The organism is Psychrobacter sp. FDAARGOS_221 (assembly GCF_002313155.2).
Taxonomy (GTDB): Bacteria; Pseudomonadota; Gammaproteobacteria; order Pseudomonadales; family Moraxellaceae; genus Psychrobacter.
Genome location: NZ_NWFK02000001.1, coordinates 305,008 through 331,638 on the forward strand (window position 1 = coordinate 305,008; position 26,631 = coordinate 331,638).

Here is a 26,631-nt window from a genome sequence, read left to right on the forward strand (position 1 = left end):
TTATCTGTCTATTTCTGTCTTGTAGTGCTTGTTGCTTACAATGGCTTCTGCTTTATAACGGATTGGCTTTAAAAAGATATTGGCTTATTAAATGCTAGGCTTTTAAAGGCGTCAAAGCGTTATACATTGGCTGATACAAAGGTAATGCCAAATTATCTAGTCCATCACGCAGCGCATTAAAGGCATCATCATCACGCAGTACATACTGCCAAATGGCATGTCGGACGCAATTATCATAGACATCTTGTTGATAGCCCGGCGCAAACCACTTGCTAAAGTCCGAACGTTTGGTCCAATACTGGCTATCTTCTTCGGCCGATTGTTGAACCTTTGCCACATAGTTTAGGCCGTACTCTGGCAATAAGGTCATTGGTACTTGACCTGCCAGCTTAGCGAACAGCGCCCATTTGATCAGTTCAATGGCTGCCTGATTGTGTTCTACTGGATTTAGCTTAAACGCAACCACACTCTTATAAGCATCTACATCAGAGCGTGACTTACTAAAGCGCCAATAGCTGACCCCATCAGCGAGCGCCACTTGCTGAGCTGTGGTGCCTCTGGCCACTTGCCAATACAGATGCGACAACCAAAACTTTAATAGATGTTTAGGGCCTGCTGAGCTGGGCAGTATGTTTAACCAATATCGAGGGGAACGCTGAGAATACGCAAGTTGATCGCTATGATTGACATCAATAGCGTCATCTCCATGATTAGTTGTTGTTAGTGCATCAGCAGTATTTGTATCAGTCGTTTGTGTAGAGACTGTATTAGAATGAACAGGCACTTTACCTTTAAGCTTAATATACTTAGGTAATAACGACAGCCACTGCTTAATCTCACTCTGCGAACTGTTATCTTGTAAATTGTTACCTGATGCTTGATGCTGATACGATTCAAACAGCTGCTGTACATTAAGCTGAACCGGCTCTTCTTTGGTAGCAGTCAATAAGAAGTGAGCAGGTTGCTGCTGCTCTTGCAATAGCTCGATTAACGGCTCGTTATCAGCTTCATTGACTAACAGCTGCTCTATAAACTCCTCGCATTGCTTTTGCAGCTTCTGCTGTTGATTGGGCAGGGTGGTTTGACGCGCAATACCAGCAGGCATGATCTTTTGATACATCAACTGGTTGTCTTGTTGAGCAACGCCCTGCTGAGCATTAGACTGGCTATTATCGTCCGAGCTGTTGTCTATTAAACTAGTATCTTCAAGCGAGTCATTGGATTGAGACTGATTTGCCAGTGAATTAATCAGATACTCATTGATCTGATAGCGCGCTAATGGATCTAAAAACAGCGGTTCTTGATTGGCCATCACTTGCTGACCTTGCACTACGTGTACTTGCTGATAGCGCAAAAACTCTTTACCCGGATGGCGGACTTGATACGCCAAAGCGCCATCAATATCTATTTCTTCGATATTAAACAAGCTATCGGCCAACGCCGAGCAAGCAAGGTCAGCATCTAAATCTAGACTGTCAGTAGAACCTGATTGATCGTTTGAACTAATAGCAGCTTGATGATCAAGCAGCTGTAATAGCGACTTGATGGTCTCAATATCTAATGAACCCAGCTTACCAAGCAGATTGACTTGTTTGGGTTGCTGACTAGACTCAGGTTTAGCTTGCTCTGGTGGCTCTACAAACAGTCTGGCAATAGACTTGTATTGCTCGGGCGTTGGCAACTCGACTCGGCTAACAGACGGCTGATTATCACGTACTTTAAGCGTATTAAATACACTTTGCCACAGCGGTGCTGGCGGGAACTGTCGCTGTTGAGCCAATTTGGTCTGACGCATTGCATGATTTAATTGTGCTTCTAAGTCTAAATTACCAGAGTCGTTAGCATCACTGCCTAAGTCAGTACTTGTTAGTTCCGTATCGTTAACAGACTCATCGGTATCATCAGCGCTTACTTGATCGAGCTCTTCCGTGGTCTCAAACAAGCTTTTATCAAACGGTAATGCCGGATGCTCGGTGACTAGCCACTGCTTAATTAAATTTGGCAACTGACGTCTGACACTTTGCGCATCAGGGTCAATATCATCAGGCATATTTTGCATTGAGCTGACTTGCCATTGCACTTCGCCTTGTAAGAACTGTAGTAACTCGCTGACTGGGTTGGCCGGTAGATGCTCATGGGTATCAGTTAGGCTCTGACCGTTATAGAATATCCAACAGGCACTGCGCGCGCACAGTAGCGCATCCAAGAAGGCACCATTGTCATCATCCTCACTGTCTCTATCACCGCGGCGAGACATGGTCGCTTTCATCAAGTCATAACGGTTATCACGGTCACGTCCTGGGAACTCAGATAAGTTCATATTGAGCATGACTACCAGCTCAAACGGTACGTTTCTTAACGCACCAAAGCGACCAAAGGTAATCACTCCGGTCGGCTCGGCACTCACTTGCTGACTTTCTAGCTCAGCTTCGATACTGTCTAGCATAAAGCTAAGCTTAAGTGGCAGCTGCTCAATATTATCGAAGCTGTTTTCTTTTTGCTGCTCAGTTGCCTGACTCGGATCACTATAGTGTTGGTAATGACGATTGGCACGCAGGCTAGACTTAAAGCCGTTCATGGCGTTATAAATGGCGCGCATACTGCGGGTTTGATCGACATCAGCAAAGTAACGGTGAATCACTTCGGTCTCAATCTGATTGAGCCAGTCTTCTGCTTTCATGGTTTGTAGGTGATCATAGCGTCTTTCGACCAATCCGCTATAGATGCGACACAAGGCTTCGATAATCGGTGCGTCATTGAGGCTGACCTGTGATAACGGCAGGCTCATCTCGGCAATGGCAGTCTGCGGCCAATCGTGCTCGTCAATCGGATACAAGCAGTTGCTCATGCCAGCTTCCGGCATCACCAAACCTAAAGTTAGGCGGTCTAATGCTTGGGCAAAGCTAAAGCGATAATCAAAGTCCTTGTCATCCAAGGTCTGCTTTAAGTGCTCTTCATCAAAGCCGCGGATAAAACCTGCCTCAACCAATAGATCACAGCCTCGACTCATCTGCTCATGGGTCAAACCAAAGCTTTGATATAGTGGCGGCAGCATCAACCAATCAAAGACTTCCGCCGCTTCAAAGCGTGCACTGTCACTACCGAGCAATTTATAAAAGCCAATCACCGCTTCCCACAGCTGACGAATATCCGCATCCACCACACCGGTAATCTTGGCGGGCAAATACAAGCCGTCTTGACCTTTGCCATTGACAAAGATAGAGCTAATCAGGGCATGATGACGCTCCACATCAGGCAATAACACCACGATATCAGACACATGGCGTGGCTTAGCACCTTCTGGCAACGGTTCATTAAGCCAGCGTCCAATCATAATGCGCAGCACTTCTAGCTGACGCTGTAAACTGTGGCACGAATGAATACTTAGGCTATTATCTTGTGAAGAGATTGGCCAACTACGTGGCTTATCGTAATGCTTATTTTCAAGCACCTCATCAGAATACGGATCAAACTCATCAGTTTGAGCAATATCAATATTGGCTGATTTAGGTAAACTTTCGGCTTCTGTACTTTGAGGATTTGAGCTTTGATTGCCTGCGCTCTCTAGCTGCTCACCAATGTCTTTGGTTACGCGCACTGCAGTTGCTTGCTGCGTCGATTGCTCATCGAGCATCAGCACATCTTGTTGCAGCTGTTGTAATAGACTTGGCGTGTTATTTAATGAGTTATTTGGCGCGTTATTTGAAAAGTTATTTGGTGAGTTATCCAACTTTTGGGCAGAGTCACTAGCGTCAGATTGAGACTCAAGATTTGGCTGCGCCTCTTCTTCGAAAAAGCCATCCTGCCAATAATCGTCTTGCCAAAAGTCATCGTGCCAGACTACCTGCGCGCGCTCATAATCCTCACCACCTGACAAGGTCGCCAACATCGCAAAGGTATCACGTGATTGCTTACCCAGACGTGACAGCAGACTGTGACCATAGTCACGTAGGAACACACTCTCAGGGTTAATAATACGTTGACGCTCAAGCCAAGACTTATCGACAATATCTGCCCAAAACAGCTTTGATGGATTGTAGTGCAGCAAGGTGATGTCCATAAACTCAGACAAACGCTGCAAAAAGTCGAGCTCTGCTTGTGGTAGCTGCTGAATGGTAAAGATTCTCAGCACTTTGGGTAGCGTATCTTGCTCATGGGCAATGTTGTTGGTTAGCACTTCCCAAAACTTAGCTTCTAACGCCACACGGTGCAAATGCACATCGGCAAAAAGATTTAGCCAAAGATGACGCTGCGCGGCTTCTAACTCAATATAATGATCTATCAGCCAATCTGGCGTACCGCGCGCATATTTATCGAAGCGCAACGAGAGACTGTCTTTTTCTAAAATCAGTTGCTCAACTGGCAGCTGCTTATTGTTCGACCACGTCTGTAGCCAGTCTTCACGGTGGGTCAGATAACGGTTAAACACCCGTGCCAAATCACTTGCCAGCTGCCACAGTCTGGCATCTCTTTGCCCCGGATCTTGAGTGTTTTGCTGTTGGCCATCCGTTTGGCTCTGGTTCTGATTCTGAGTAGAATTTTTAGCTTGGTTTTGATCTTGCAGCGATTCCATCAATGAAATCAGCAGCGGATACAACGGATGCTTGTCATCTTTGATGATTTGCGCTTGATAATGATTAAGATATCCAAAGATTCGCCACTGCATAACGGTTGGCGACAGCACAGCCACTTCTGGCACATTAATAGTAGTGGCATTCGGGTCTTGGCTTTTGACAAAATCATTATGACGGCTCAATACCGCTTGCATCAGTCGCCATTGATATTCACCCCAGAATTTGGTCTGCACCAAGGTACTAATGCCTGCCTGACTGGCGATGGTTTTATCCAGCCAATCTCCCAGTACTTTTGACGGCACAATCACAATAAACGGCTCAAAAATGGGCTGATCTTTGGATTGATATTCGTGTAGCAGTTGGGTGACCAGTTTTTCGGTGCGATTGGACTGAATAATTTTAAACATAAGGGGCAATCTTTTGTTAAAGGCAATTCGGATTAATACGGCGATAGCAAAGACACAGGAATTAGAAGAACACAGAGTTTAGAAAAGATAAAGCGCTTAGATAAGCATAACCGATTATGGCAAAAAGAAAACCATCAAACCACACCCGAACGTCACCCATTGTCGCAAAGATTTGATAAAGCATTAAAGCCATGCTTCACAAGTCAAGTGTTAGGTCTAATTAAACCAACTATCTGCTAAGGCTTGCGCTATCGACCCAATCAAGCTCCTCTAAGATACGCGCCCACTGCTCGTCAAATCCTGCCGTCAACACTAACGGCTCACCAGTTACCGGATGATCGAGTTTTAAGGTCTGAGCGTGTAACAGCATACGTGTGCAATCATATTGAGCACGAAAAAACTTATTATGGCGTCCATCACCATAGCTGGTATCCCCGACTATCGGGTGAAACAGATGTCGCATGTGCCGGCGCAGCTGATGTTTCCGCCCAGTCTCAGGCAATAAGCGCATTAAACTATAACGGCTGGTCGCATGCTTTTTTGAAACCGCAAACGGCAGCTCAATTTGGTCTAAGCTTTGCCAATGGGTTACCGCTTCTTGAGCAGGTTTGTCTAAATCAGCAAATTTATCGGCAATAGCATCCGGCTTAAAGCTTAACGCATAATCAACGCTGCCTTCCTCTGCCATAAAGCCACGCACCACAGCGATATACTGCTTAGCAACTTTACGCTCAGTAAAGGCTTCAGTCAGACTGCGTGCCACAGCAGAGCTCTTAGCGAATAACAACACGCCGGATGTTGGTCTATCTAATCGGTGTGCTGGAAACACATGGCAACCGACCGCATCACGGGTGAGCTGCATCGCAAAGCGGGTCTCGCCTTTATCCAGCCAGCTGCGATGCACCAATAGACCGGCTTCTTTATTAATGGCTACTAGATGCTCATCTTCATAGATAATTTCTATTGGGTTATGTTTTAGGTCGTCTGTTTGGTTATCTGATTGACTGTCAGTGCCACTTTCAATATCCATCTTTATCCATTATTAATATTGTTCTTTAGGCGTTAGGCTTAACTCTTAATAGGTTTGCTTTAAGCCCACTCTCACTGTTTAATATCTTGAGCAGGCAGGGCTTAAGTTCTATAAAGCACTTTCACCACATGCCAGCCAAACTTGGTTTTGACTAAATGCGGGGTTAATAGCTCACCATTGAAGCAAACTTTATCAAATGCCGGCACCATTTGACCTTTTCTAAATTCACCCAAGTCGCCGCCCTTCTTACCAGAGGGACAAGTTGAGTGTTTCTTAGCGAGCACATCAAAATGCGCGCCCTTTTTAAGCTTGGCTATAATTTCTTCAGCCAGCTCTTTGTCTTTTACCAAAATATGTAATGCGCTTGCGGTACGTGCCATGATATCAATCCTTCAAAAATATTAATTGTCGCGGCATTATAGCACTAGTGACTGATAGTACGGGTGCTACGCTTATAAAAGTGGGTCAAACAGCTGATTAATTATGATAAAATAATTCTCCTTTCTATCAGCATTTCAATCTATGCGCTTATAGCTCAACAGGATAGAGCAGTCGCCTCCTAAGCGATCGATCGGGGTTCGAGTCCCTGTGGGCGCACCAACACATGTGATTACTAGTTACCGCTCATTACCTACACCCCTTCAAGTAAATAAATCCAAAGGAATGTAGTTTTTTATTTTAGTTAATATTTAAGAAAAATTTATCAAAATTTTAGCCAGTACTAATCTTATCCACTAACTTTTTTGTGTCTGCAATTTCCGTTTTTGCAAGCAGCTAAGGCAATAATGATGCTATTATCAAGTGCTATTGCATTTGATTGTGACCAGTAAACAACTTGACAAGGAATAGTATGAAAAAATTAGCAGTATTAGCAATGGTAGGATTAATGTCAGTAACAGCTACAGCAGCAAGTTCTGACGGCTGGGCTTTAGTAGCGACTACTGAGAACAACCAAAGTAGAAGTTATGTCAATACTCACACTTTGACCAATTCAGGATCATATAAAATGTCCTTTGAAAAAGTGGAATTTGCTGAATACCAAACCGATGGCGAAAACTATTACAATTCTATTGAAATGTTTACTACTGTTGATTGCAACAGTACTCCAAAAAGAATTAGCAGGGATAATTATAAAGTTTTCAAAGATGGTAAGTATCTATTTATGTTTTTCGAGGATGAGGAAACTTTTAATGATGCGCCTATAGGCACTGTTGGTGGCAATGTAGCTGATTATATGTGCTCGCATTAAAAAGATAGGACAAACCAGTGTCACGTTGATAGTGAGAACCTGCCTGTAATTAAGCCAAACCATCCTGCTTCAGATATGGTTTGGTATCTTGATACACGCAAGCACATCGGTTAGAGGTGAAATTAATTAAGCACTAAGACTTGTTTTGAACCTCTTGTAAACACTCATAATTCTTCTTATCTAGAAACAGTGAAATCGCTAAACCTTTAAGGTATTTAGTCTCATACACCGGGTAACTATAAGCCTCAGATAATAAATCGTGATAAAAATCGAGGCTGTTTTCTGCCAATTCAAGGCCATCAGAATTTTGACTTAAATCAATTAGAAGATAAATATCCTCATAATCATAGCCCTTTTGCCTCATGTTCATAAAATTAAAAGCATAGGCTGACTTAGCTGAACAAATCCCTCTTTCTTCATAAGAAAGCTGTTGTTCTATCTTAATATTATCCTCTACATCAGCACTCTCGATAAGCGCTTGAAGCTCAATAGGCAAGTCTGAAAATGACATTGTATTTGCTATCGTATCTTTCAGACTTTCTGATTCTTCAGCATAACCCTGCTGATACGGTGTAACTGTACTGATTAAAATGCCAAAAGTTAAAAGCCATTTTTTCATAGTTATATTCAGCCGTTAGAGTGTGATTTAATTTAACGATAAATACTCTACTAACTCCCCACTCTGCCCTTCTTAAAATGTTCGGCCTGGTCGAATATCTCGGTATACACCTCATCGCGATCAATCGGCGGATAGCCCCACTCATCAAGCAGCACAATCAGATCAAACTCTAGCTCAGCCTTAGTATCATTACGCTTATTCCAGTCGGTATACTGCGCTTTATCATCAACCAAGTCTTTCACCGCTTTAGACAGCTCGATAAGCTTATCTTCTGGGTAAGTAAAGTCATACTTATGCGCCAGTGTTAATAAGATGTCATAAAAAGCTTTTTGTTCATAATCGATACCCTTATCTTTATACGAGCTCACCTCATCGCGCATCTGGTGAATGATATCGATAATTTGGTCAGTGAAGTCTTTCATCACTGTTGAGTGCATGATGCTGCTTTCATCACGCTCGTTGTACTTTTGCACAATGGCGTTCATCTTTTTACTAAAGTCGATACTCTTGACCTTGTTGGTCTTTTTGAACTCACCAATGGCTTTTTTGAGCAATTGCTGCAACAGTTCCATCTTGGTATTGGGCTGTTTAATCTTATCAATCTTAGCCAAGTAGTCATCGTCAAAGATACTGATTTCATGCCCATGCTCAGCGCCCATCTTGAAGATTTCTTCGACACCATCGCTTTGTAGCGCATCTTTCACCAGCTCACGCACCTTTTCATTCATTTGCTCAACATCGGGGGCATTGCCGGTAGTAATTTTGAATATAATGGTACGAACCGCTAAGTAGTAGTGAATCTTGTCCTTGTGCAGTTGCGTTAAGTCATTACTACCAACACAGATGTCATAAGCTGACTTCAGACGCTTTACCACATCCATAAAAAAGCGCTTCGACTTCTCAGTGGCCAGTACAAAGTTGGCCGACTCATTTAGACAATCTAATTGCTCAATGGGCTTACCTGAGAAGTAGCCTGAGTTATCAAAGTTATGGAACATGGCATCAAGTAGGCTTAACTGGTCCTTGACGATCACCACCGATTGAGCGATTTCTTCTAAATTTTGCTCTTTGCCTTCGGTGTACTGAGCCAGCGCCAAGTTCATGTGCTTTTTGATACCAATATAATCCACTACCAGCCCGCGCTCTTTACCCTCAAACTTACGGTTGACCCGTGAGATGGTTTGAATCAGATTGTGCTTTTGTAACGGCTTATCAATATAGATGGTATCCAAGAAAGGCACATCAAAGCCGGTGAGCCACATATCAACCACGATGGCTATCTTAAAGTTGGATTTGCCATTTTTAAATTGACGGTCCAGCTCTTTGCGATAGTCTTTAGTGCCCAGTAAATCCCACAGCTCTTGAGAGTCATCCTTGTTACGCGTCATAATCATTTTGACGCGCTCCATCGGCTTAATGGTCTTTTTCTCGCTCTCAGTAAGCGTGCTGCCCTCTTCACAGGCCATCACTTCCGCCCATTGCGGTCGTATATCGATAATGTCCTTATACAGCTTAAATGCGTTCTCACGAGAGCTACACACGAACATGGCTTTACCTTTTTGGGTCGTGCCCTCGGCCACTCGAGTTTCGTAATGTTCAACGAAGTCTTCAGCAATAGCTCGAATACGGTCAGGGTCGCCCAATACGGTCGACATAGTCGCCATGGTTTGCTTACTTTTTTCTATCTGATACTCGTTGGCACCTGCTTCTTCGGCTTGCTTATAGTATTTTTCGACTTCTTCCAGTTGATTGTTATCCAACAACACTTTGGCGGCGCGTCCTTCATAGACGATAGGTACCGTAATCTCGTCATGCACCGACTCGGTCATGGTGTAGCTGTCGACAATCGGGCCGAACACATCGAGCGTGGCATCGACTGGCGTTCCGGTAAAGCCAACGTAGGTTGCATTAGGCAATGAGTCATGCAGGTATTTGGCAAAGCCGTAAGTCTTTTTGACACCGTCTTCGGTAACGGTAATCTTCTGCTCAAGGTTGAGCTGGCTGCGGTGCGCTTCATCAGATAAGACAATGACATTGCTGCGCTCTGTGAGCAGCTGCGTATCTTCGGTGAACTTGTGAATAGTCGTCAGGTACACGCCGCCGCTTTTAATGCCTGACAGCCGCTCTCTTAGCTCAGCACGGCTTTCAACACTGATGATATTGTCATCACCAATATAGGTCTTGGCATTGGTAAATTGACCAGACAGCTGATCGTCTAAGTCGGTACGGTCCGTAATCAAGACAATAGTCGGGCTGCCAAGCGTCACATCACGCATTAACAGACGGGTTAAAAACAACATGGTATAGCTTTTACCACATCCGGTCGCACCAAAGTAGGTACCGCCTTTACCGTCACCAGCGATAAGCTTGCCAGCCGAGTCAATTTGCTTGATGTGCTGTTTGATATTATTGAATAGCTTGGTAGCCGCATAGTACTGGGGATAGCGGCAAATGATTTTCTCTTTTTTGGTAGAGGTATCAGGCAGGTAGATAAAGTTACGCAGCACATTAAACAGGCGCTGTTGATTAAATAGGCCTTGAATCATGGTAATCAGCGCACTGATTCCGTCTGTTTCTAGCGCTTCATCACCAGTGACTTTACGCCAAGAGTAGAAGAATTCATAAGGCGCAAATTGCGAGCCCATTTTGGTATTGGCACCATCACTAATGACACAGATGGCATTGTATTTGAGTAGTTCAGGGATATCACGGGTATAGCGGGTCGTGAGCTGCACGTAGGCATCATGTAGCGGTGCTTCTTCGCGTATGGCGCTCTTAAATTCGAACACCACCAGTGGCAAGCCATTAATGTATAAAATGGCATCGGGAATACGCAGCTCATAGCCTTCAATATTTAGCTGAGTGACGACCCGCAGCGTATTATTGCTCAGGTCATCATAATCAAGCAGCTGGATAAACAGGTCTTTTTTGGTGTGGTCTTCACGCTTAAGCAAAAAGCCATTAGACACATCTTTCATAATGGCTTTGTTACTGTCGTAAAGATCAGAGGCTGGCAGGGTTTTAAGACGATGCAGGATTAAGCCAATCTCATAATCGGTAATGTGCTGATCTTGATAGCGTCTGGCTAGAAAATCACGTAAATCAGACTCAATGAGTACATCTTCAGGCTCCCGCCCAAGCTGGCTATCGACGATTTCACCTGGGGTGTGTGGATAACCTTCGCTGGCAAGTAATTCGACAATGGCCTGTTCAAGTTTGGCTTCAGTGAATTTCAATGCTATGTTTCCTATACTAAATTACCACTAAAATGCGTTTCTGATATGAATGATATGTATGGGTAGCTACTTACTGCAATTCGCTTATAACTGTCTTTGCAAAGGCGGGCAGTTTAAACTGGTTAGTAGGGCTCCATAAGAGGGATAAAATTAAATCTTTACTTGAACGTAACTAAACTTACGCCTATAATAGCTCCTAACAGCACCGCCACCTCTACCTAATCTCTCTGGTAACATTGAATTAGGAAATGTGGCGGTTTTCTATTGTCCATTGATTTATCTTAGTAGATTTTGTAAGTTTCTTCACCAGTCCTGCCAAGTACTAAATCCTATATCATTTAATTTGATAGCTTTATTTGTTGGTGTAGGAAATTTATGAAATAAATCTTCTACTTTACGATCCCAAGTACTGTTTGGCTCAATGACCGCTAACAAATGCTTCATCATAATAAGATAAAAGAACAACCGTTTATTATCCGCTGATGACAACCCTAAAAAACGACTGTCCACTTTTGCCACAACATCAATATTTATATTCCATAATCTCGCATGATGTGCACAAATATTGCGTATATAGTTTAATGACTTAAGCCAGCTTCCGAATACATTGGGATTATCCACACCATAACTTTGTGATATTTGCTTTTTCTGCCTACCTTTAAGTCCTGAATACAATACCGATAAGCTACCAAAATCCATAACCTCTACTCCTACCCATATCGGCAAGTCTTCATAAGTGGCGATGTGATGCTTGATAAATGGACTTTTGTTTGAACGACGTATCTGATATTTATACTTTTTCAACCATGATTCATAGTTAATTTGTTTGCTTTCACCTTGAACAAACTTTTGGTCAAAATTATTTTTATCTAAATGTGCAACAGGGCTGATACGTCCAAAATTGTATGCTATGTTGGTTCTTACAGACATCTCAATGACCTCTAGAGCTTCTAAACACAACATACGTAACTTTTTATCAAAATTATAGATATTTAAAACATCGGTAAATTTAGTATCTTTATAAAAATTATTCTCTCTCGTGTTATTAATTAGTTGCCTAAATGGATACCAATACCCACTTAATCGGTAGTAATTTACTTGCGATAGAATATGTATAGCGTCAGTTTTATCCTCGAATATCATCCCTCTATTCTCAAGCAAGGCTATCTGTTTTTCGAATGATTGCCAAGGTTTGCAACTTTGTTTATTCAATAGATTCAAACGAGGTATTCCTTTGCCTGTTTATTTTACGTGAATTGCAAGTACTAGCATCTTAACAAAAATTTATCGTAGTTTACTCTCCATTGTACTTTTAGGTCACGATAATAATCGGTATATGCAATACACCCTACTTTGTTATATTTTTTTCTTACAGCTTAAATCACGACCTTATATATAACTTTTAATAATACTCCTTTTTCACAGGATCAAATCTCTTAACGGTGCTGTGATGTACATCTTCTATACGCCCAGTATCGTCATTGGGCATTTCTCCTATATATGTCATTTGGATGGGATAATACTTCGAGTTATCATCAGGTAAAACCTTGTAGACTACATCATATTTATAACTCAACGGGGAATCTTCACCATATACCCCAGATATATCAAGACCTCCATCACCTAAATGATAAATGTCAATAAAATCATCTTCTGGTAGATGTAAAGCTTCCCACCAATATGAGTCTTCACCATGTACGAGTTGATTGTTTTTATAGATACTGCCGACAAGATCTTTTCCGATTACTTGTATGCCTGTCTTCACATTAAATGAGTCAAATTTTATTAAACCCCATCCCCCTGAAATTTCGATTTCATTGTCTGGTAGACTCTTACTAACCAATTGATATACTGACCCCTGCCGTCAAATCCGTACACCTAAACTTGGGAGATTTTGATCAGGCAGCTTGACGATAGAAATCCATCCAAACTTGTCTTGGCGATCTCATACCTAAACTCTGCTGAATCCTGACTTGATTGTAATCTAACTCGATATATTTTATGATACTGTTGATTGCTTCAAATCGAGTTTTGTAATTATGATGATATATCAGCTCATTCTTTAAAACGCCCCAGAAGCTCTCTATTGGCGCATTGTCATAACAGTTACCTTTCGCACTCATAGATCCTTTAAAACCGTATTTACTGATCATTTTGCGATAATCTTCGCTGCAATACTGGCTGCCTCTATCTGAATGTACAATAAGCCCTTGGCTAGGTCGTTTATCCTTGATTGCTTTATTTAAGGCTCTACAGACTAAATCTGCTTTCATGCGTTTATCGATAGCGTAGCCAACCAATTCTTTGGTATATAAGTCTTTGACGCCTGCTAAATAAAGCCAGCCCTCATCTGTCCAAATATAGGTTATATCACTGACCCAAGCACAATTAGGACGGTTAACGCCAAACTGTTGTTTAAGAAAATTAGGATAGACTCGCTTGTTATGGTCTGAGTCCGTTGTCACTTTAAAGCGTTTATGACGTCTACATTTGATGTCATGTTCTTCCTTGATACTACGCACCATGTACTTGCTAATCTCATGTCCATGCTCACTTAAATGTGCATGCAGACGCTGATAACCATATCGCTCTTTAGTCTCACTATGCGCAGCTTTTACAAGCAGCTCACAGCGGTTACGATGTATTTGCTGAGCACTGATATTACGCTTGGTCCAGTCATAGTAGCTTGATGGTTTAATATCAAGGGTTTTACACATGCTGGTAATGCTAAATTCATATTTGTGATGGTCAATAAAGGCGTACCTTACTGACCGTGTTTCGCAAAGTACGCCGTGGCCTTTTTTAGTATCTCTCGTTCTTCTTGTGCTATTTTTAGTTCACGCTTTAAACGCTTCATTTCTTCAAGGGCTGAAACAAGCTCTGGATCGTATTGCTTAGTACCCTTGAGCATGCCTTGATTGGCTTTTCGTTGCCAGTTAGCCAGTGTCTGCATTGGCAGCCCTAACCGCCTAGCTGTAGCACTAACATTGCCACCATTATTCTCTATTGCTTTAACTGCTTCTGCTTTAAATTCTTCACTGTATCTTTTAGCTTTCTTTGTCATGGTAAACTCCTATTTGTCTTCCTTAGTTTACCAAGTTTTTGTCTACGGTTTTTTCAGCATAGCTCATACACCACTATCTAACTGTTTGAAAGTATATAAATCAGCTGATGTGAGACAAATACGACACGAAATCAAATAATCTGGATCATCTTCATCTACCTTGAGTTTTTCAATGAGTACCAGATAACGAGTTTCTCCTGAAACGTTTTTATATTCAATGGCAGGATGCATGACTCCCACTGTTCTCAAAACTTGATCATCTACCCCAGTTAGACCGATATATGGATAGCTATTAAGTTCATCGTCACCATAAACCACGTTGACCATTCGATCACTGTAAAATTGGCGCATGATGTATTTGAAATTCAATTCAGGAATTTTAGTTTGCGCTATTTGTTGGGCATTAAATACCGGTGTTGCCGCCATGGCAGAAGTAGCCGTTAGAGAACCCAATCCAATCGCTAAACTTAATAGTAATCTTTTCATAAAAAGTCCTTTGATACGTTTTAAACTAAAATCCCTTTAAATATTTGCCACCAACTTCTCAGCATCAGGAATACGCAGCTCGCCTGACATGAGTTTGGGTAATAGCGTGTCACGGAGTTTGGCTAGTGTTCTACTCTCTTTAGCTTGTATTGAAATTTTTTCGAAGTTTACTGAAGTCATTTCATGAAATAGCTCTAATACTTTATTGCTACTTTTAGGTAGAGCCATATAAAAATCAGAAAAACATGAGTTTTGAACTCGTTGTCGTCCTGAAGAACCAACCATGCTCTGAATAGCATGCAAACGGAATTTATTATTACGAGCTAAACAGGCAACAAACTCCATTGTAATATTATCTTTTTCCCTTAAAACAATAAATTCTGTTGAGCCGAAGCCAACCTCACCAGGTTCTAAAAAGTCTACTAATCCTGTTTTACCATTCTCAAGACAAGGAGTTATTCGAGCAAATAAGACATCTCTATTTTGAAACTTCGTTCCACCTGAATATTCTTTTTCTATTACACCATCAATATTAAAACCAGATTCTGGCAATGCTTTCATGTCAGCATGACTGGCTAAAGTTCCCTTTTTTAAAGTCAGCCTAGGGTTGATTTCTATCATATTATCAATACTATCGACATCCCACCCCTTAGGAATCCAGCCTAAGTCTTCAATAAACTCAAACTCACTCGGGAATAGGTCATTAATCTCTGAATTAGTCTTAGATTTACCACTGTCTAATTGAGCCTGACGCATTTCTGCGCGCTCTTTTAGTGGTTCAGGAATAGCTTTACCTGCCAGCAACGCGTTATCAATCACTGGGTCGAAGTCAACAAACCAGCTTTTAAACAAAGCTTGTGCCATCGCTTCTAGCGTTTCGTTCATTTGACGATTTAGTTCGATTTTATCGTCTAGTGTGCCTAGGATGTGAGCAATCGCTTTTTGTTCAGGCATTGGGGGTAGCTTAAATGAATAACTACTTAAAACTTTCGCGTTTGCACCAGCTTGAGCTGAACCTGTCTTAGCTCCTTGAATAAATGCCCACCATTGAGGAGAACGCATTGAGTACCAAACGAAAAATGGATTGGCTACATCCTCTTTAAGTCTAAATCGGATTAAGTATGAAGCATAAACTGTGTCCTGCTCTCCAGTAAAAATATAGTTTTCACCAGTGCTATTGCCTGTCCGTGCTACTACAATATCTCCTGTATGTAAAAGATATTTCTTTAACTTAGAATCATCAATAGGGCAATAAGGAACAGTATTCCAGTCAACCACACCATTTTGAATATCAGTAATTCGTAAAAATTTTGGACCCACTTCCTCATTTGTTGCACTTTCGGTGTAGCCATATGATACATCACTTGAAATATCTCCGAGTTTCACTTCATCCCAATTATTTGCCATAACCTAACACCTCCAAGTTATGACGAATCGCTTGTTCTAACTTTTCTGACTCAGCCATTTGCTGATACAAGGTTTCGCTAAGCTCACTCATTTTGGTTTCAAATGGAATGCCATCATCCTCAATTGGCGCCATACCCACATAACGACCTGGGGTAAGCACATAATCATTGGCTTTAATCTCATCTAATGCTGCTGATTTACAGAAGCCTGCTTCGTCTTCATACGCCTCATACCCGCCCGCGTGCTGCTCGCCCCGCCACGCATGGTAGGTATCGGTTATCTTTTTAACATCCTCATCAGATAAACTTTTATGCGTACGGTCGAGCATATAGCCTAGATTACGCGCATCAATAAACAGCGTTTCACCTGAGCGATTGCGTAAGCCACGCTCTTTGCTATCAGCAGACTCCGCTTTTTTATCTTTACTGATAAACCATAAGCAAACTGGAATACCAGTGGTATAAAATAGCTGACCGGGCAGAGCCACCATACAATCTACCAAATCATTCTCTAAGATTTGTTGACGGATTTCACCCTCACCACTCGTCGTAGTAGACATCGAGCCATTGGCCAATACGAAGCCGGCCGTACCATGCTCAGACAGCTTAGATATCATGTGCAATATCCAAGCGTAGTTGGCATTGCCCGTTGGCGGTGTGGGATAACCTGCCCAACGTGGGTCATCGACTAGCTCATCATCGGCACGCCACTGCGACTGGTTAAATGGCGGGTTAGCCATGATAAAGTCCGCTTTGAGCTGTGGGTGTTGGTCTTTGAAGAACGTATCGGCCGCCACTTCGCCTAAGTTACTAGAGATACCACGAATGGCTAAGTTCATCTTCGCCAGCTTATACGTGGTCGTGGTGTACTCTTGACCATAGATAGACACATCCTTGGTGTCGCCTTGATGGTTCTCAATAAACTTAATCGACTGCACAAACATACCGCCCGAGCCGCAACACGGATCGTATATCTTGCCCTTATACGGCTCAATCATCTCAGTAATCAAGTTCACTACCGACTTAGGCGTATAGAACTCACCACCGCCTTTGCCTTCACTGTCAGCGAACTTACCTAAGAAGTACTCATAGACACGGCCAACCACATCTTTGTGCTCATTATCGATGGTGTCGATGTTGTTAATCACATCAATCAAAGCCGCTAACTTACTCGGGGTTAAGCCAAGACGTGAGAAGTAGTTGTCAGGCAGTGCGCCTTTTAATGATTTGTTGGTCTTCTCAATAGTGCTAAGCGCCGTATCAATCTTCAGTGCAATATCTTCTTGCTTGGCGTTTTGTTGAATAAAACTCCAACGTGATTCTTCTGGCAAATAAAACACGTTCTCTTTGGTATAAGCCTGTACCAAATCAATATACTTCTCTTGGCCAGCATCTATCAGCTCTTGCTTACGCTTCTCAAAGGTATCACTGATGAACTTTAAGAAGATAAGACTGAGCACAATGTGCTTATACTCTGAAGACTCAACGCTACCACGCAGCTTATTGGCCGCATCCCATAGCGCCTCTTCAAAGCGAACTTCTTTTTTATCACTCTTTTTGGTTGTTTTTGCCATGATTAAAGATTCTCTATTGTTATGAAGGATTGCTCAAAAGTGGATTGTTTTATAATTGATAACATAAATAAATGAGCTAATATTAACGGTTCAGTTACACTGGTGCAATGCTCAGTGCCTTATATCGCACCTAGATTAAAAAACAGGGTGTATAAACCGCTTGTGTATAAACACTGCAATGGTCGTACAAATACAAAAAAAGCCTGCGATGTGCTGGCAGGCTTTGATTAATAACTTAATAAAATCTATATCGTTAAAGGCCTATATCAAATAGCGATAACCAGACCTAAGTCAAATAGGTTAAGTTAAATTCCTCTATCACAACGTACCGTTCTATTTTGTCTATCAAATTTCAAAGCAACGAACTCATATCCTCCAACCTGATATCCATTTATATCGTTTCTGGTGAGATCAGATTCACTGTCCTGTGGTACTTTAAATGCTGAACGTAGATTCACAAAATTATCGTTTTTGAAAAAAAGCTTACTGTGAAATTGATTATAACCTCTATAAGTCTCTATTTTCTGTAAAGGATAACCAAAAGCGACAGCATCTTTTAGAATGACGGTGGTCGTTTCGTTTGGATCATCTCCCTGCGGTTTACTTATTTTTTGATGATCAGCAATAGCGCCCGGCTGCTCTTGAACAAGTTTGTCTAACTCTACGAAGTCACAGCCATCTAACATGGGCTTGATATAGCGACCTATCTCTGTTGCTTGAGACTGTGTATTGGTCGTATTTTGAGAGGCCGGCGATAGTACAGCAACAGCGATATCTTTCATTGCATCGCCCATCTTGCTGTATGTGCTATCTGGACCAGATGCGCATCCTGAAAGCGTGGCAATACTGACTGTGGCAACCATTATTTTAAAGATATTATTTCTCATCATGCTTCCTAGTTGTTACATTACAGGGGTGTTTTATTATCATAATAAAATTCGTCTAAGTTTGTAAGGTTTAATATCCGATAAATGAATCTGCATAATACTAATTTGCATAATACTAAGCCTTTGATAGGACTCTCTCAAAAGTTTGCCTCAGACAGTTAGGCATGTTGTCGCATTTATGGTCAGAACATTGGTTTAAATTAGGTGTTAGGTTAGCTTAAGTAGCCATAGATTCAGTTAATAAATGAACTGATTGCTATTCTGATATTCATTTTAGTTAAAACAGATTGATTTTATATCGCTAAATTGAGTGTCGCTAAACATAATAATCCGCTATGCTTAATACTACTCATTTTGAGTGGCATCTGCTTTGGCGATGCCAATGTTCTCAAATCTATATTTCGACTGCTATCCATTCTAAAGGAGTATTTGTATGAAAAAACTTTGTATATCTCTAACGGTTGCCACTGGATTGGCTTTAAGCGCGCCAGCAATGGCAGCAAATCTAAATGGCTTTTTAACACCAAATTCATTGGGTAAGAATATCAACACATTGAATAAACAATACAACCTTGGCTTAACCAAAGCAGATTGGGATGGCTGGGATTTGTACACCAATAGCTCAAATACTGATTGTGATCTGAGTGTATCAACCAAAAATGACAAAGTAACAGAAATTAAAGTTTCACCAAATGGTGAAAACTGCCGATATAAGACCCAGTCTAGCGGTATCACCTTCCAATATGACAAAACCCGAGTGGTCGATATATTAAATAATGCCAAACTAGCAGATATACAATTTATTCCTGGCTGTTTTAACTGCCCTTCAAGAATTGAACTACCAGATGAATTAGTCGTGTCCAGACCTCAAGATAAATACACCACAACCTTTGGCATTAGCGGCTATAACGATGATTATCTAAAATATATGGCCACAAAAATGGGCATAAAGAATGTTGAACAAGATTACTACCCTGCTATGGACAGCTTAGAAGAAAAGCTCAATGCTAATCCAAAGGCTTATAATCGTGAAGACTTCAAGCGACAAGCCATCAGAACCTATGATCTAAAGTCGACACCTTGGGTTTTTAAGATTACTGCTAAATAAATACACTGAGCATATGCTTAAAATCAGTTGTAGTCATAAGTAAAGCAGCACATAAGTTATCTTATGTGCTGCTTATTCAATTAAGATTCCCTAACCCCTATCCCTCAAAGCGCTCATCCTTTTCTAACTCATCGATTAATGCTATCCATTCTTTCACTACCAATTCGTTTGCAATAAACGCATTATCTGTATCATTGTACTTTCTCAAGCCCTTTAAAATCATCTTATAGGTTGCATTAAATTCTTCAGTGTTTAACTCCTCTAAGCTTACATAGTCCATGCCACATTCAATGGGTAGGTATAACTTAAACTCTAACGCCTCATCGTCAATGAACTGCCGTGAGTATTCAAATATCTCGTAAAACCAAAACTTATAAAAGCACAGTCTCTTTTGTTCATTAATAAAGACTAATGATGGCACAGTGCAAACTCCTAATGTTTCAGGCAGTTAGTTAGGTAGATATTGAGAAGCTAGTCACTATTGAGAACTCAATATCGACTCAACCTCCTGATCTAACTCAATACGTCTTTGATAAGTGCGATCTGTCAGACAGCTATTGTAGACCATAGTGTGCATACTACCGCCTGCCAGCTCTCGAGTGGTAAAATCACACGACTTATCTCTAAAGCTTATCCAAGCCCGCTGCGCCTGCTTTAACTGCTCTTTTTCTGATGCAGACTCTAACAATCCCATTAATGATTTGTATGAAATATTCAGTTTGCTGTCTTCATACTCCAGATTTCTGCCCGTACAATTTACCAAATCAGACGTAATATACTCACCATCACAGAACTCAACAGGCTCTGCCTGAGCGCTCATTAACATGCCAGCCAGCACACCAACGCCCATACCCAGTTGTACCCAATATTTAACAAATCGCATCAGCTTATCCTCTTATTAATTAGTCTTTACCTTCTTTTTGCAGTGTCTATTTTTATAATATTACAGTTTTAAATTCATTTTGTCTTTACGCAGTAGAAATAATTCAGTAATGACAGTAAAATTTAGTTACTATGAAAGTTTAAGTGATATTAAAATTATAGAGACCTATCATTAGTAACGAAGTCATTCATTATTAGGCCATTCATATTAGGAAATTTGTCATGTCTGATGTCGCCAGGCTAACCCCAGAAGCTGCCAGAGCCCTTATTAGAGACGGTAAGCTCAATCGCCCGACCTCAGGGATGTGTGAAGGGCATGTACAGGCCAACTTAGTCATCGTACCTAAGGCACTGGCCTTTGACTTCTTATTGTTCGCTCAGCGCAATCCCAAATCTTGCCCTATCTTAGATGTCACCGATATCGGCAGTCCCGAGCCTAAGTTTATGGCACCAGGTGCAGACCTACGCTACGACCTAGCCAGATATCGTATCTATAAGCATGGCGAATTGGTCGATGAAGTGAGCGACTTAGATGACTACTGGAAGGACGACTTGGTTGGCTTCTTATTAGGTTGTAGCTTCTCATTTGAGTCGGCGCTGATCAATGCCTCTATCCCAATTCGTCACATCGAGGACAATCACAATGTACCGATGTACATCACCAATATAGACACCGTACCTGCCGGCAGCTTTAGAGGCAAAATGGTAGTCAGCATGCGGCCGATACCCTATCAACAAGTCACCCGCACTGTTCAAGCAACCTCAAGATTCCCACAAGTACATGGTGCGCCGATTCATATTGGCGACCCTAGCTTAATCGGTATTAATGATATTCATAATCCAGACTTTGGTGATGCTTCGCGTATTAATGAAGGTGAAGTACCTGTGTTTTGGGCGTGTGGCGTGACCCCACAGAATATCGCCATTACCGCCAAGCCTGAGCTGATGATTACTCATGCGCCGGGCTATATGTTTATTTGTGATCCTAAGGATGAGGACTTGGCGGTGTTGTAACGGCCGTTTTAAAAACTGGTATTTATTTAAACCAATTTAAGTCGGCTACGCTTAGTCAGGCATTTATTATCAATTAAAAACACAGGAGAACCCGTATGAGATTCAAAAAACCACTGGCCGCACTTTTTACCTTTTTAGTCGCCACCCCCTCTGCATATGCCTCTTTAGAATCACAGCTTGAAGTCATGGATATGGCGGGCGCTTTACTAGATTACTACCCCTCACATGACGAAGATGGTAGCGGTGTTTTGACAGAGTATCAGGAAGAAAAAACGCGCTTTATGCTTACTCGTAATGAAACCTATTCTTTCGCCGCAGTCTGTGATGATGACTGTACCGATATTGATCTCTATGTTTATGACAATAATGATAAGGTCGTGGACTTAGATGATGAGGATGACGACCATCCCGTTGTTAGTTTTACAGCCGAATACAGTGGTCCTTATTACGCCGAAGTCACCATGTATGAGTGTGCAACCAAGCATTGCGCCTATAAAGTTAGAGCATATAAACAGACTCGGTGATGGTTTATTAGATGGCTGTATCACTAAGCCACTGCTTGACTGCCTATGCTGCTTTTCTACCCATTTAATGCATTGATTATAGAATGCACTATATTTGAAGGTTAATTATGAAACCATTAAAACAACTGGCCGCCCTTGCTGCCCTCATGATCGCTATGCCCTTTGCACAGGCATCTGTATACTCAGAGATTGAGGACAGCGATGCGGCACTCGCGGGCCAAGGCTTCTACCCCTCACATGACGAGGATGGTACCGGTGCATTAGCAGAAAATGAGGAAAAGCTAACTGAGTTTGTACTCACGCGCAATGAAACTTATATGTTCACTGCTGTCTGTGATGATGATTGTACCGATATTGATCTCTATGTTTATGACGACAATGGCCAGCTGATAGAGCTTGACGATGAAGATGATGACTTCCCGATTGTTGGTTTTACAGCCGAATATAGTGGCTCTTATTACGCTGAAGTCACCATGTATGAGTGTGCAACCAAGTATTGCGGCTATATCGTCAGAGCATATAAAGAGGCTCAGTTGGGCTATTAATAATACCTACTCACCTTAATGAAAAGTGTTCTACCAGTGTTTGTCGCTGAACCTAATAACTGTCTATAACTGGATAGCTCATGAATAAAATTACTATTACTTTATTACTATCTAGCTGTTTTTTACTATTAGGGTGCCCTCACAGAACAATGGTAGGCAATGCGAAAGTTTTTTATAAAAAAAATAATAATATGTTATGTGTCAACCATTCTAAAAATATTGAAAAAGGAATCCTAACTACTTTATATGATGGCAATACATCTATATTTTTGAATAAAATCAGCCCACAAACAAGCTGTGCTACTTTTAGCATTAACGATAAAATCACTATAAAATCTGCTAATAATAATGATATTGAAATAATTCCCTATCATGTATACAACTTCTATACCGGCCTTCTTAAGAAAGATATGACAGAAGGTGATGGCTCAGGTTTCGGACCACGAATTTGTTTTGTTAAAGACGAACAGAATCAGTATGTTTTAAATATAGAAAAGACTGCAAAGCTAAACAAAATGAATAGCAAATTTTGCTCCAAAGATGGCAAAGTAATGTTAGATAGTAAATAAGCAGTTATACCAAGATATAAAGGCTTTATGGTGTAACTAATAGATAAAAGCCCTTTACAACGATTAAGCTGTAAAGGGCTTTTATGTGATGAACTTGGATTCAATGTTAAAACTTAAGCTGACTTGATATCATCGGCATATACTTGACGAGCGAGGCGTTTGAAAAATAGTTAAGTTGGTATCTGTACCTAAAGATATTCGCTTAATGCCTCAACTATTTGTTCAGCTTCACCCAATATCTTTTTGGCCATTTCACCGTTAATAATCTGCTCCCAAGGTTTTGTTGTTGTATCCCATAAGTCATAAGGCTCAAAGCTGTAATACGCGGGATACCACCAAGATGACTTGAATACTTTATTGTGAATTTGATCATTTAATTTTTTATTGAATTGCTCAATATGTCTAGGAGCATCTTCATGGTCTCTTTGCTTTTCAGATATAAATCTAAATCCTAAGTCAGGGTTGTTATAAGGTCTATCAAATTCAAAGCAGACAAACCCAATACTTTCTACTGTCGCAAAAGTAATCAACCCATGCCTACTATGCTCTTTAGAATACTCAATATTAATTTTAGGGTTCGTGTTTTTCTCTATTAATTGATTAATTAATTCCAATATCAAGCTTTCTTTCATTCGTTCAATATTATTTTGAACCATTAAGCTAGCTTCAATACTGCTAGTATCTTGTTTCATAATCTCTAGTACTGCATTGCTTTTGCTCATATTCTCTATACCCATAAACTGTTTTTGGATAAATGCAATAAACTGTCTTAAAAAGATTGATACATCGTTGTTTTGACACTCTAGTCTGCAAGCTTTTAGCCACTCAATTAAGCTTCTAAATCTTAAAGATGTAAATTTATTTTCACTTATTAGACTACTTAAATCTTCAGCTGTGATACTGCTCTCACTAGGTAGCTCTCTATACTCACTGAGATATACAATATGCCAGTGATCTACAGCTCTATTTGTCAACTCTAAGGCGTAATCTTTTATTTGCCCAACTTGATCAGATGCATAGGGTTTGTTTTCAATACATATCCCATACTTTTTACCATGCACCACACCCTCTAGATAAATATCCATGCGCCGTCTAGTGCCGCTAGCCTCTGTCAACACTTCAGTAGAAACTTTAGTTTTATCAGCATTTTTTATAAAGGCTTGCCAGTTTTCATCCTTCTTGATGTCTATCATACTGTGCTGAATAAAGAGCTGTAAGAAAAGCTCTTTTTGACCATGTGTCCCTTTAGGATCCAGTAAGTCTGCTAGTATTTTACTAATGCCTAATTCATCAGTTTTAATATAGTTAAAAGTATTAAAGTCTGGTGCTAACTGGCAGCTATACAAGGCTTCAGCCACTCTCAAAGCATCTGACTTCCTGCTTACTTTATTCAATAATTCTTCAAGCTTATGCATAAACCAACTCGCTTCAATTAATTCTTACCTGCCAGCTACACTCAAAATTAAAGTTAGGGATAATTTCTGTCTAATCATCCAAACCAGCACAATGCTTAATAAATATACCAAGATCCTTCATTAACTTAACTACAGATTCTAACTCAATTGGCTTGTCACCACTGTCAAAGATTTCCGTTTCTAGTACAGCAAAAGTCATTGTTTTACCGCTACCAAATCTTTTAGGTTTTTTTACTCTTAAACCAAATTTATCGGCTTCATTAACAAATAGTTTATATAACTTATTCCTAGCTTTTTTGTGGTCGCCACCATCTAATACAGTGATTTTAAAGCAGACATTTCTTTGCTCCAGTTGCAGATAAACTCTGATACCATTGACTGTACAACCTAGCCCCCAAAACCCCATAAACCCCATAAACCCACCACTTTAATTGGCAACATACTTCCATCTACCCTCACCTAACTGACTTTGAAGGTATATAAAGAAGCCTTTCCATGCATGGCGTTTCCACTTATGAACAGGTACTGTTCTAAAGCTTTGTACCGCTGTTTCTATTGATTGCAGGTAGTAATAATAATTGGCATAGATATCACTTTGTCTTGCCGCTTCATTATCAGCATTATCAAAAACCTGAAGTAAGTCTTTTCTTAATACCGGATAGAATCCATGTTCCATGACTTTGTCATAGCTACTTTGATCATGTGTCTGTAAATAAATGGAAATTATCTTATCTTCTGCAAAAGGTTGATGCTGCTTTGTCATTAGATACTGCTTATATCGAGCCAACTGATTTGAATGCTGAACCGTACCTACTTTATCTTCGATAAGCACCGCATAGGTATCATTAATAACGCATAAAACGTCAATATGATTAACCTGTCTCCTCACATCTATATTTTCGATGTGATTGGGTAGTTTCTTACCTGATTTTTGAAAAAATAGAGTTAAAATATCTATCGCGATTTTATTAAGCGCTTTATGCTTATCACTACCTCCTTTGTATTCAGGATTAGCCCAAGATAATAGCCAGGCAATGAATGCGTCTTGTGACAGCTCAGATGTTGCAAATTTAAATAAGTTAGGGGTCTCCATAATCTTCATCTCCATATAGTGAAATTAAATAACTAATCAAAGCGCACCACAATCGCTGTGCCATTGTCATAAGCATTACCTTCTGACTGATACACTTGGGTTTTTAATGTGAGTAGCCATTGCTGTATATCCGTCTGCTCATCTATCAATTCCCACTCATCATTTGGCACCAAGTCATGTATGCCATCGGTGCAAACAACAAAACAATCGCCCGACTGAATGTCTATCGTATTCACCTCACTTTGTGGTGCCCCAGCATTAAACTCATCCTCTGTCGATAAACTATAGCATTCAGTAATGCTATACAGCATGCCAGCCATCCCTGTCTTGTTATAGTCTGACATTTTTGCTTGCGTGCCCTCGGCCTGCAGTTGCTCGTCTATTAACTCATTGAGCAGATTATGATCTCGAGTTAAGCATTGCCACTGCGATGCGCCACTTGCCAGTCGATAGACACGACTGTCACCGACATGGGTTAATTTAGCCTCAGCCTTTCCTTCCTTATCCTGTACTTCAAACATCGCCAGCGTCGCTGATGCACCATAGCGTTTAGTGATATGCTTTGTTTCGCTAATAGCTTTGTGAATATTGATAGCGTTAGGGGGTTGCCGATTATCCATTAGTGTTTTAACCGCTTTGACGACAGCTTTAGAACAATGCTGTGAATAGTTTGAGCTGGAAACACCATCAGAGACGGCCAAACAAAACGGGTATCGTACAGAGGTGACTTCTGTGATACCCAGTGTTTCTTGAAAATAATCATCGATAAAGAAAAAGGCATCTTGCTGACGCTGATTACTGGCATTGCCTTGAAAGGTAATGGCACAAGCGGTTGCACTTATAACTGAGGCTGGCTTGGCTGTCATGGTCTGGTCTATCATTAGATTGGCCTTATGTTTGGATGTCAGCTTTTTGAATCTGTGTTTATTATAGCCAATGACTTAGAAAG

24 protein-coding genes and 1 tRNA gene are annotated in these 26,631 nt (G+C 40.9%); 7 read left to right on the top strand and 18 right to left on the bottom strand.

The features are described 5' to 3' along the window. Nucleotides 1-94 precede the first annotated feature (94 nt). The 3 genes from A6J60_RS01330 to ppiC form a co-directional block, all read right to left on the bottom strand. Nucleotides 95-4,981 carry an exodeoxyribonuclease V subunit gamma gene (locus A6J60_RS01330; RefSeq protein ID WP_096064397.1) on the bottom strand — a complete coding sequence of 1,629 codons (4,887 nt, stop codon included), beginning with the start codon at nucleotides 4,979-4,981 and terminating at the stop codon, nucleotides 95-97. A gap of 229 nt (nucleotides 4,982-5,210) precedes the next feature. Beyond that, nucleotides 5,211-6,011: a tRNA pseudouridine(65) synthase TruC gene (gene truC / locus A6J60_RS01335; RefSeq protein WP_096064398.1), complete on the bottom strand. Its 801-nt coding sequence runs from the start codon at nucleotides 6,009-6,011 to the stop codon at nucleotides 5,211-5,213. Between the two features lie 101 nt (nucleotides 6,012-6,112). Next, on the bottom strand, nucleotides 6,113-6,391 hold the full coding sequence (gene ppiC / locus A6J60_RS01340; RefSeq protein WP_096064399.1) for a peptidylprolyl isomerase PpiC: 279 nt from the start codon (nucleotides 6,389-6,391) through the stop codon (nucleotides 6,113-6,115). A 144-nt stretch (nucleotides 6,392-6,535) separates the two neighbouring features. Here ppiC and A6J60_RS01345 point away from each other — a divergent pair. Together A6J60_RS01345 and A6J60_RS01350 are read left to right on the top strand one after the other, a co-directional pair. After that, nucleotides 6,536-6,611, top strand: a tRNA-Arg gene (locus A6J60_RS01345). Between the two features lie 250 nt (nucleotides 6,612-6,861). Beyond that, the gene (locus tag A6J60_RS01350) at nucleotides 6,862-7,260 is read left to right on the top strand and encodes a surface-adhesin E family protein (RefSeq protein WP_096064400.1); all 399 of its coding nucleotides are present in this window, start codon (nucleotides 6,862-6,864) and stop codon (nucleotides 7,258-7,260) included. A gap of 133 nt (nucleotides 7,261-7,393) precedes the next feature. Here the strand turns inward: A6J60_RS01350 and A6J60_RS01355 are convergent, their stop codons facing one another. From A6J60_RS01355 to A6J60_RS01395, 9 genes are all read right to left on the bottom strand, one after another. Continuing rightward, the gene (locus A6J60_RS01355) at nucleotides 7,394-7,879 is read right to left on the bottom strand and encodes a hypothetical protein (protein WP_096064401.1); all 486 of its coding nucleotides are present in this window, start codon (nucleotides 7,877-7,879) and stop codon (nucleotides 7,394-7,396) included. A gap of 50 nt (nucleotides 7,880-7,929) precedes the next feature. Next, nucleotides 7,930-11,115, bottom strand: a complete 3,186-nt coding sequence (locus A6J60_RS01360; RefSeq protein WP_096064402.1) for a type I restriction endonuclease subunit R — start codon at nucleotides 11,113-11,115, stop codon at nucleotides 7,930-7,932. 303 nt (nucleotides 11,116-11,418) lie between these two features. Continuing rightward, complete coding sequence (locus A6J60_RS01365) at nucleotides 11,419-12,336, bottom strand: Abi family protein (protein ID WP_096064403.1); 918 nt, start codon at nucleotides 12,334-12,336, stop codon at nucleotides 11,419-11,421. 181 nt (nucleotides 12,337-12,517) lie between these two features. After that, entirely contained in the window at nucleotides 12,518-12,958 is a 441-nt protein-coding gene (locus tag A6J60_RS01370) for a hypothetical protein (RefSeq protein ID WP_096064404.1), read from the bottom strand. A gap of 55 nt (nucleotides 12,959-13,013) precedes the next feature. Then, nucleotides 13,014-14,179, bottom strand: a protein-coding gene (locus A6J60_RS01375; RefSeq protein ID WP_096064200.1) for an IS3 family transposase whose coding sequence is annotated in 2 segments (ribosomal slippage) — nucleotides 13,014-13,921 and nucleotides 13,921-14,179 — 1,167 coding nt in all. Because the reading frame shifts where the segments join, the coding sequence is not laid out codon by codon here. 63 nt (nucleotides 14,180-14,242) lie between these two features. After that, complete coding sequence (locus A6J60_RS01380; RefSeq protein WP_096064405.1) at nucleotides 14,243-14,665, bottom strand: hypothetical protein; 423 nt, start codon at nucleotides 14,663-14,665, stop codon at nucleotides 14,243-14,245. A gap of 36 nt (nucleotides 14,666-14,701) precedes the next feature. Further along, a complete protein-coding gene (locus A6J60_RS01385) occupies nucleotides 14,702-16,072 on the bottom strand; it encodes a restriction endonuclease subunit S (RefSeq protein WP_096064406.1) in 1,371 nt (456 codons plus the stop codon). Continuing rightward, the gene (locus A6J60_RS01390; protein ID WP_096064407.1) at nucleotides 16,062-17,645 is read right to left on the bottom strand and encodes a type I restriction-modification system subunit M; all 1,584 of its coding nucleotides are present in this window, start codon (nucleotides 17,643-17,645) and stop codon (nucleotides 16,062-16,064) included. Before A6J60_RS01390 ends, A6J60_RS01385 begins: the two co-directional genes overlap by 11 nt. Before the next feature lie 305 nt (nucleotides 17,646-17,950). Further along, the gene (locus A6J60_RS01395) at nucleotides 17,951-18,532 is read right to left on the bottom strand and encodes a hypothetical protein (protein ID WP_096064408.1); all 582 of its coding nucleotides are present in this window, start codon (nucleotides 18,530-18,532) and stop codon (nucleotides 17,951-17,953) included. A 433-nt stretch (nucleotides 18,533-18,965) separates the two neighbouring features. On the opposite strand from A6J60_RS01395, the gene A6J60_RS01400 reads away from it, so the two are divergent. After that, nucleotides 18,966-19,640: a hypothetical protein gene (locus A6J60_RS01400; protein ID WP_096064409.1), complete on the top strand. Its 675-nt coding sequence runs from the start codon at nucleotides 18,966-18,968 to the stop codon at nucleotides 19,638-19,640. A gap of 97 nt (nucleotides 19,641-19,737) precedes the next feature. Here the strand turns inward: A6J60_RS01400 and A6J60_RS01405 are convergent, their stop codons facing one another. Continuing rightward, nucleotides 19,738-20,061, bottom strand: coding sequence for a hypothetical protein (locus tag A6J60_RS01405; RefSeq protein ID WP_096064410.1), 324 nt, complete (start codon nucleotides 20,059-20,061; stop codon nucleotides 19,738-19,740). A gap of 57 nt (nucleotides 20,062-20,118) precedes the next feature. Further along, complete coding sequence (locus tag A6J60_RS01410) at nucleotides 20,119-20,523, bottom strand: lysozyme inhibitor LprI family protein (RefSeq protein ID WP_096064411.1); 405 nt, start codon at nucleotides 20,521-20,523, stop codon at nucleotides 20,119-20,121. 221 nt (nucleotides 20,524-20,744) lie between these two features. On the opposite strand from A6J60_RS01410, the gene A6J60_RS01415 reads away from it, so the two are divergent. From A6J60_RS01415 to A6J60_RS01430, 4 genes are all read left to right on the top strand, one after another. Then, complete coding sequence (locus A6J60_RS01415; protein WP_096064412.1) at nucleotides 20,745-21,536, top strand: putative hydro-lyase; 792 nt, start codon at nucleotides 20,745-20,747, stop codon at nucleotides 21,534-21,536. Between the two features lie 95 nt (nucleotides 21,537-21,631). Then, nucleotides 21,632-22,060, top strand: coding sequence for a hypothetical protein (locus tag A6J60_RS01420; protein WP_096064413.1), 429 nt, complete (start codon nucleotides 21,632-21,634; stop codon nucleotides 22,058-22,060). Nucleotides 22,061-22,167: 107 nt separating this feature from the next. Then, the gene (locus tag A6J60_RS01425; protein WP_096064414.1) at nucleotides 22,168-22,605 is read left to right on the top strand and encodes a hypothetical protein; all 438 of its coding nucleotides are present in this window, start codon (nucleotides 22,168-22,170) and stop codon (nucleotides 22,603-22,605) included. Between the two features lie 80 nt (nucleotides 22,606-22,685). Further along, nucleotides 22,686-23,174 (top strand): hypothetical protein, encoded by a 489-nt coding sequence (locus A6J60_RS01430; RefSeq protein ID WP_127891423.1) that lies wholly within the window; start codon nucleotides 22,686-22,688, stop codon nucleotides 23,172-23,174. Nucleotides 23,175-23,362: 188 nt separating this feature from the next. Here the strand turns inward: A6J60_RS01430 and A6J60_RS01435 are convergent, their stop codons facing one another. The 4 genes from A6J60_RS01435 to A6J60_RS01450 all read right to left on the bottom strand — a co-directional run bounded on the left by A6J60_RS01435 (nucleotide 23,363) and on the right by A6J60_RS01450 (nucleotide 26,563). Continuing rightward, complete coding sequence (locus tag A6J60_RS01435; protein WP_096064416.1) at nucleotides 23,363-24,589, bottom strand: PD-(D/E)XK nuclease family protein; 1,227 nt, start codon at nucleotides 24,587-24,589, stop codon at nucleotides 23,363-23,365. A 70-nt stretch (nucleotides 24,590-24,659) separates the two neighbouring features. Further along, nucleotides 24,660-25,004, bottom strand: a complete 345-nt coding sequence (locus A6J60_RS01440) for a hypothetical protein (protein WP_096064417.1) — start codon at nucleotides 25,002-25,004, stop codon at nucleotides 24,660-24,662. A gap of 12 nt (nucleotides 25,005-25,016) precedes the next feature. Further along, nucleotides 25,017-25,682 (bottom strand): PD-(D/E)XK nuclease family protein, encoded by a 666-nt coding sequence (locus tag A6J60_RS01445; protein ID WP_193778001.1) that lies wholly within the window; start codon nucleotides 25,680-25,682, stop codon nucleotides 25,017-25,019. A 32-nt stretch (nucleotides 25,683-25,714) separates the two neighbouring features. After that, nucleotides 25,715-26,563 carry a PP2C family protein-serine/threonine phosphatase gene (locus A6J60_RS01450; protein WP_096064419.1) on the bottom strand — a complete coding sequence of 283 codons (849 nt, stop codon included), beginning with the start codon at nucleotides 26,561-26,563 and terminating at the stop codon, nucleotides 25,715-25,717. Between the last annotated feature and the right edge of the window lie 68 nt (nucleotides 26,564-26,631).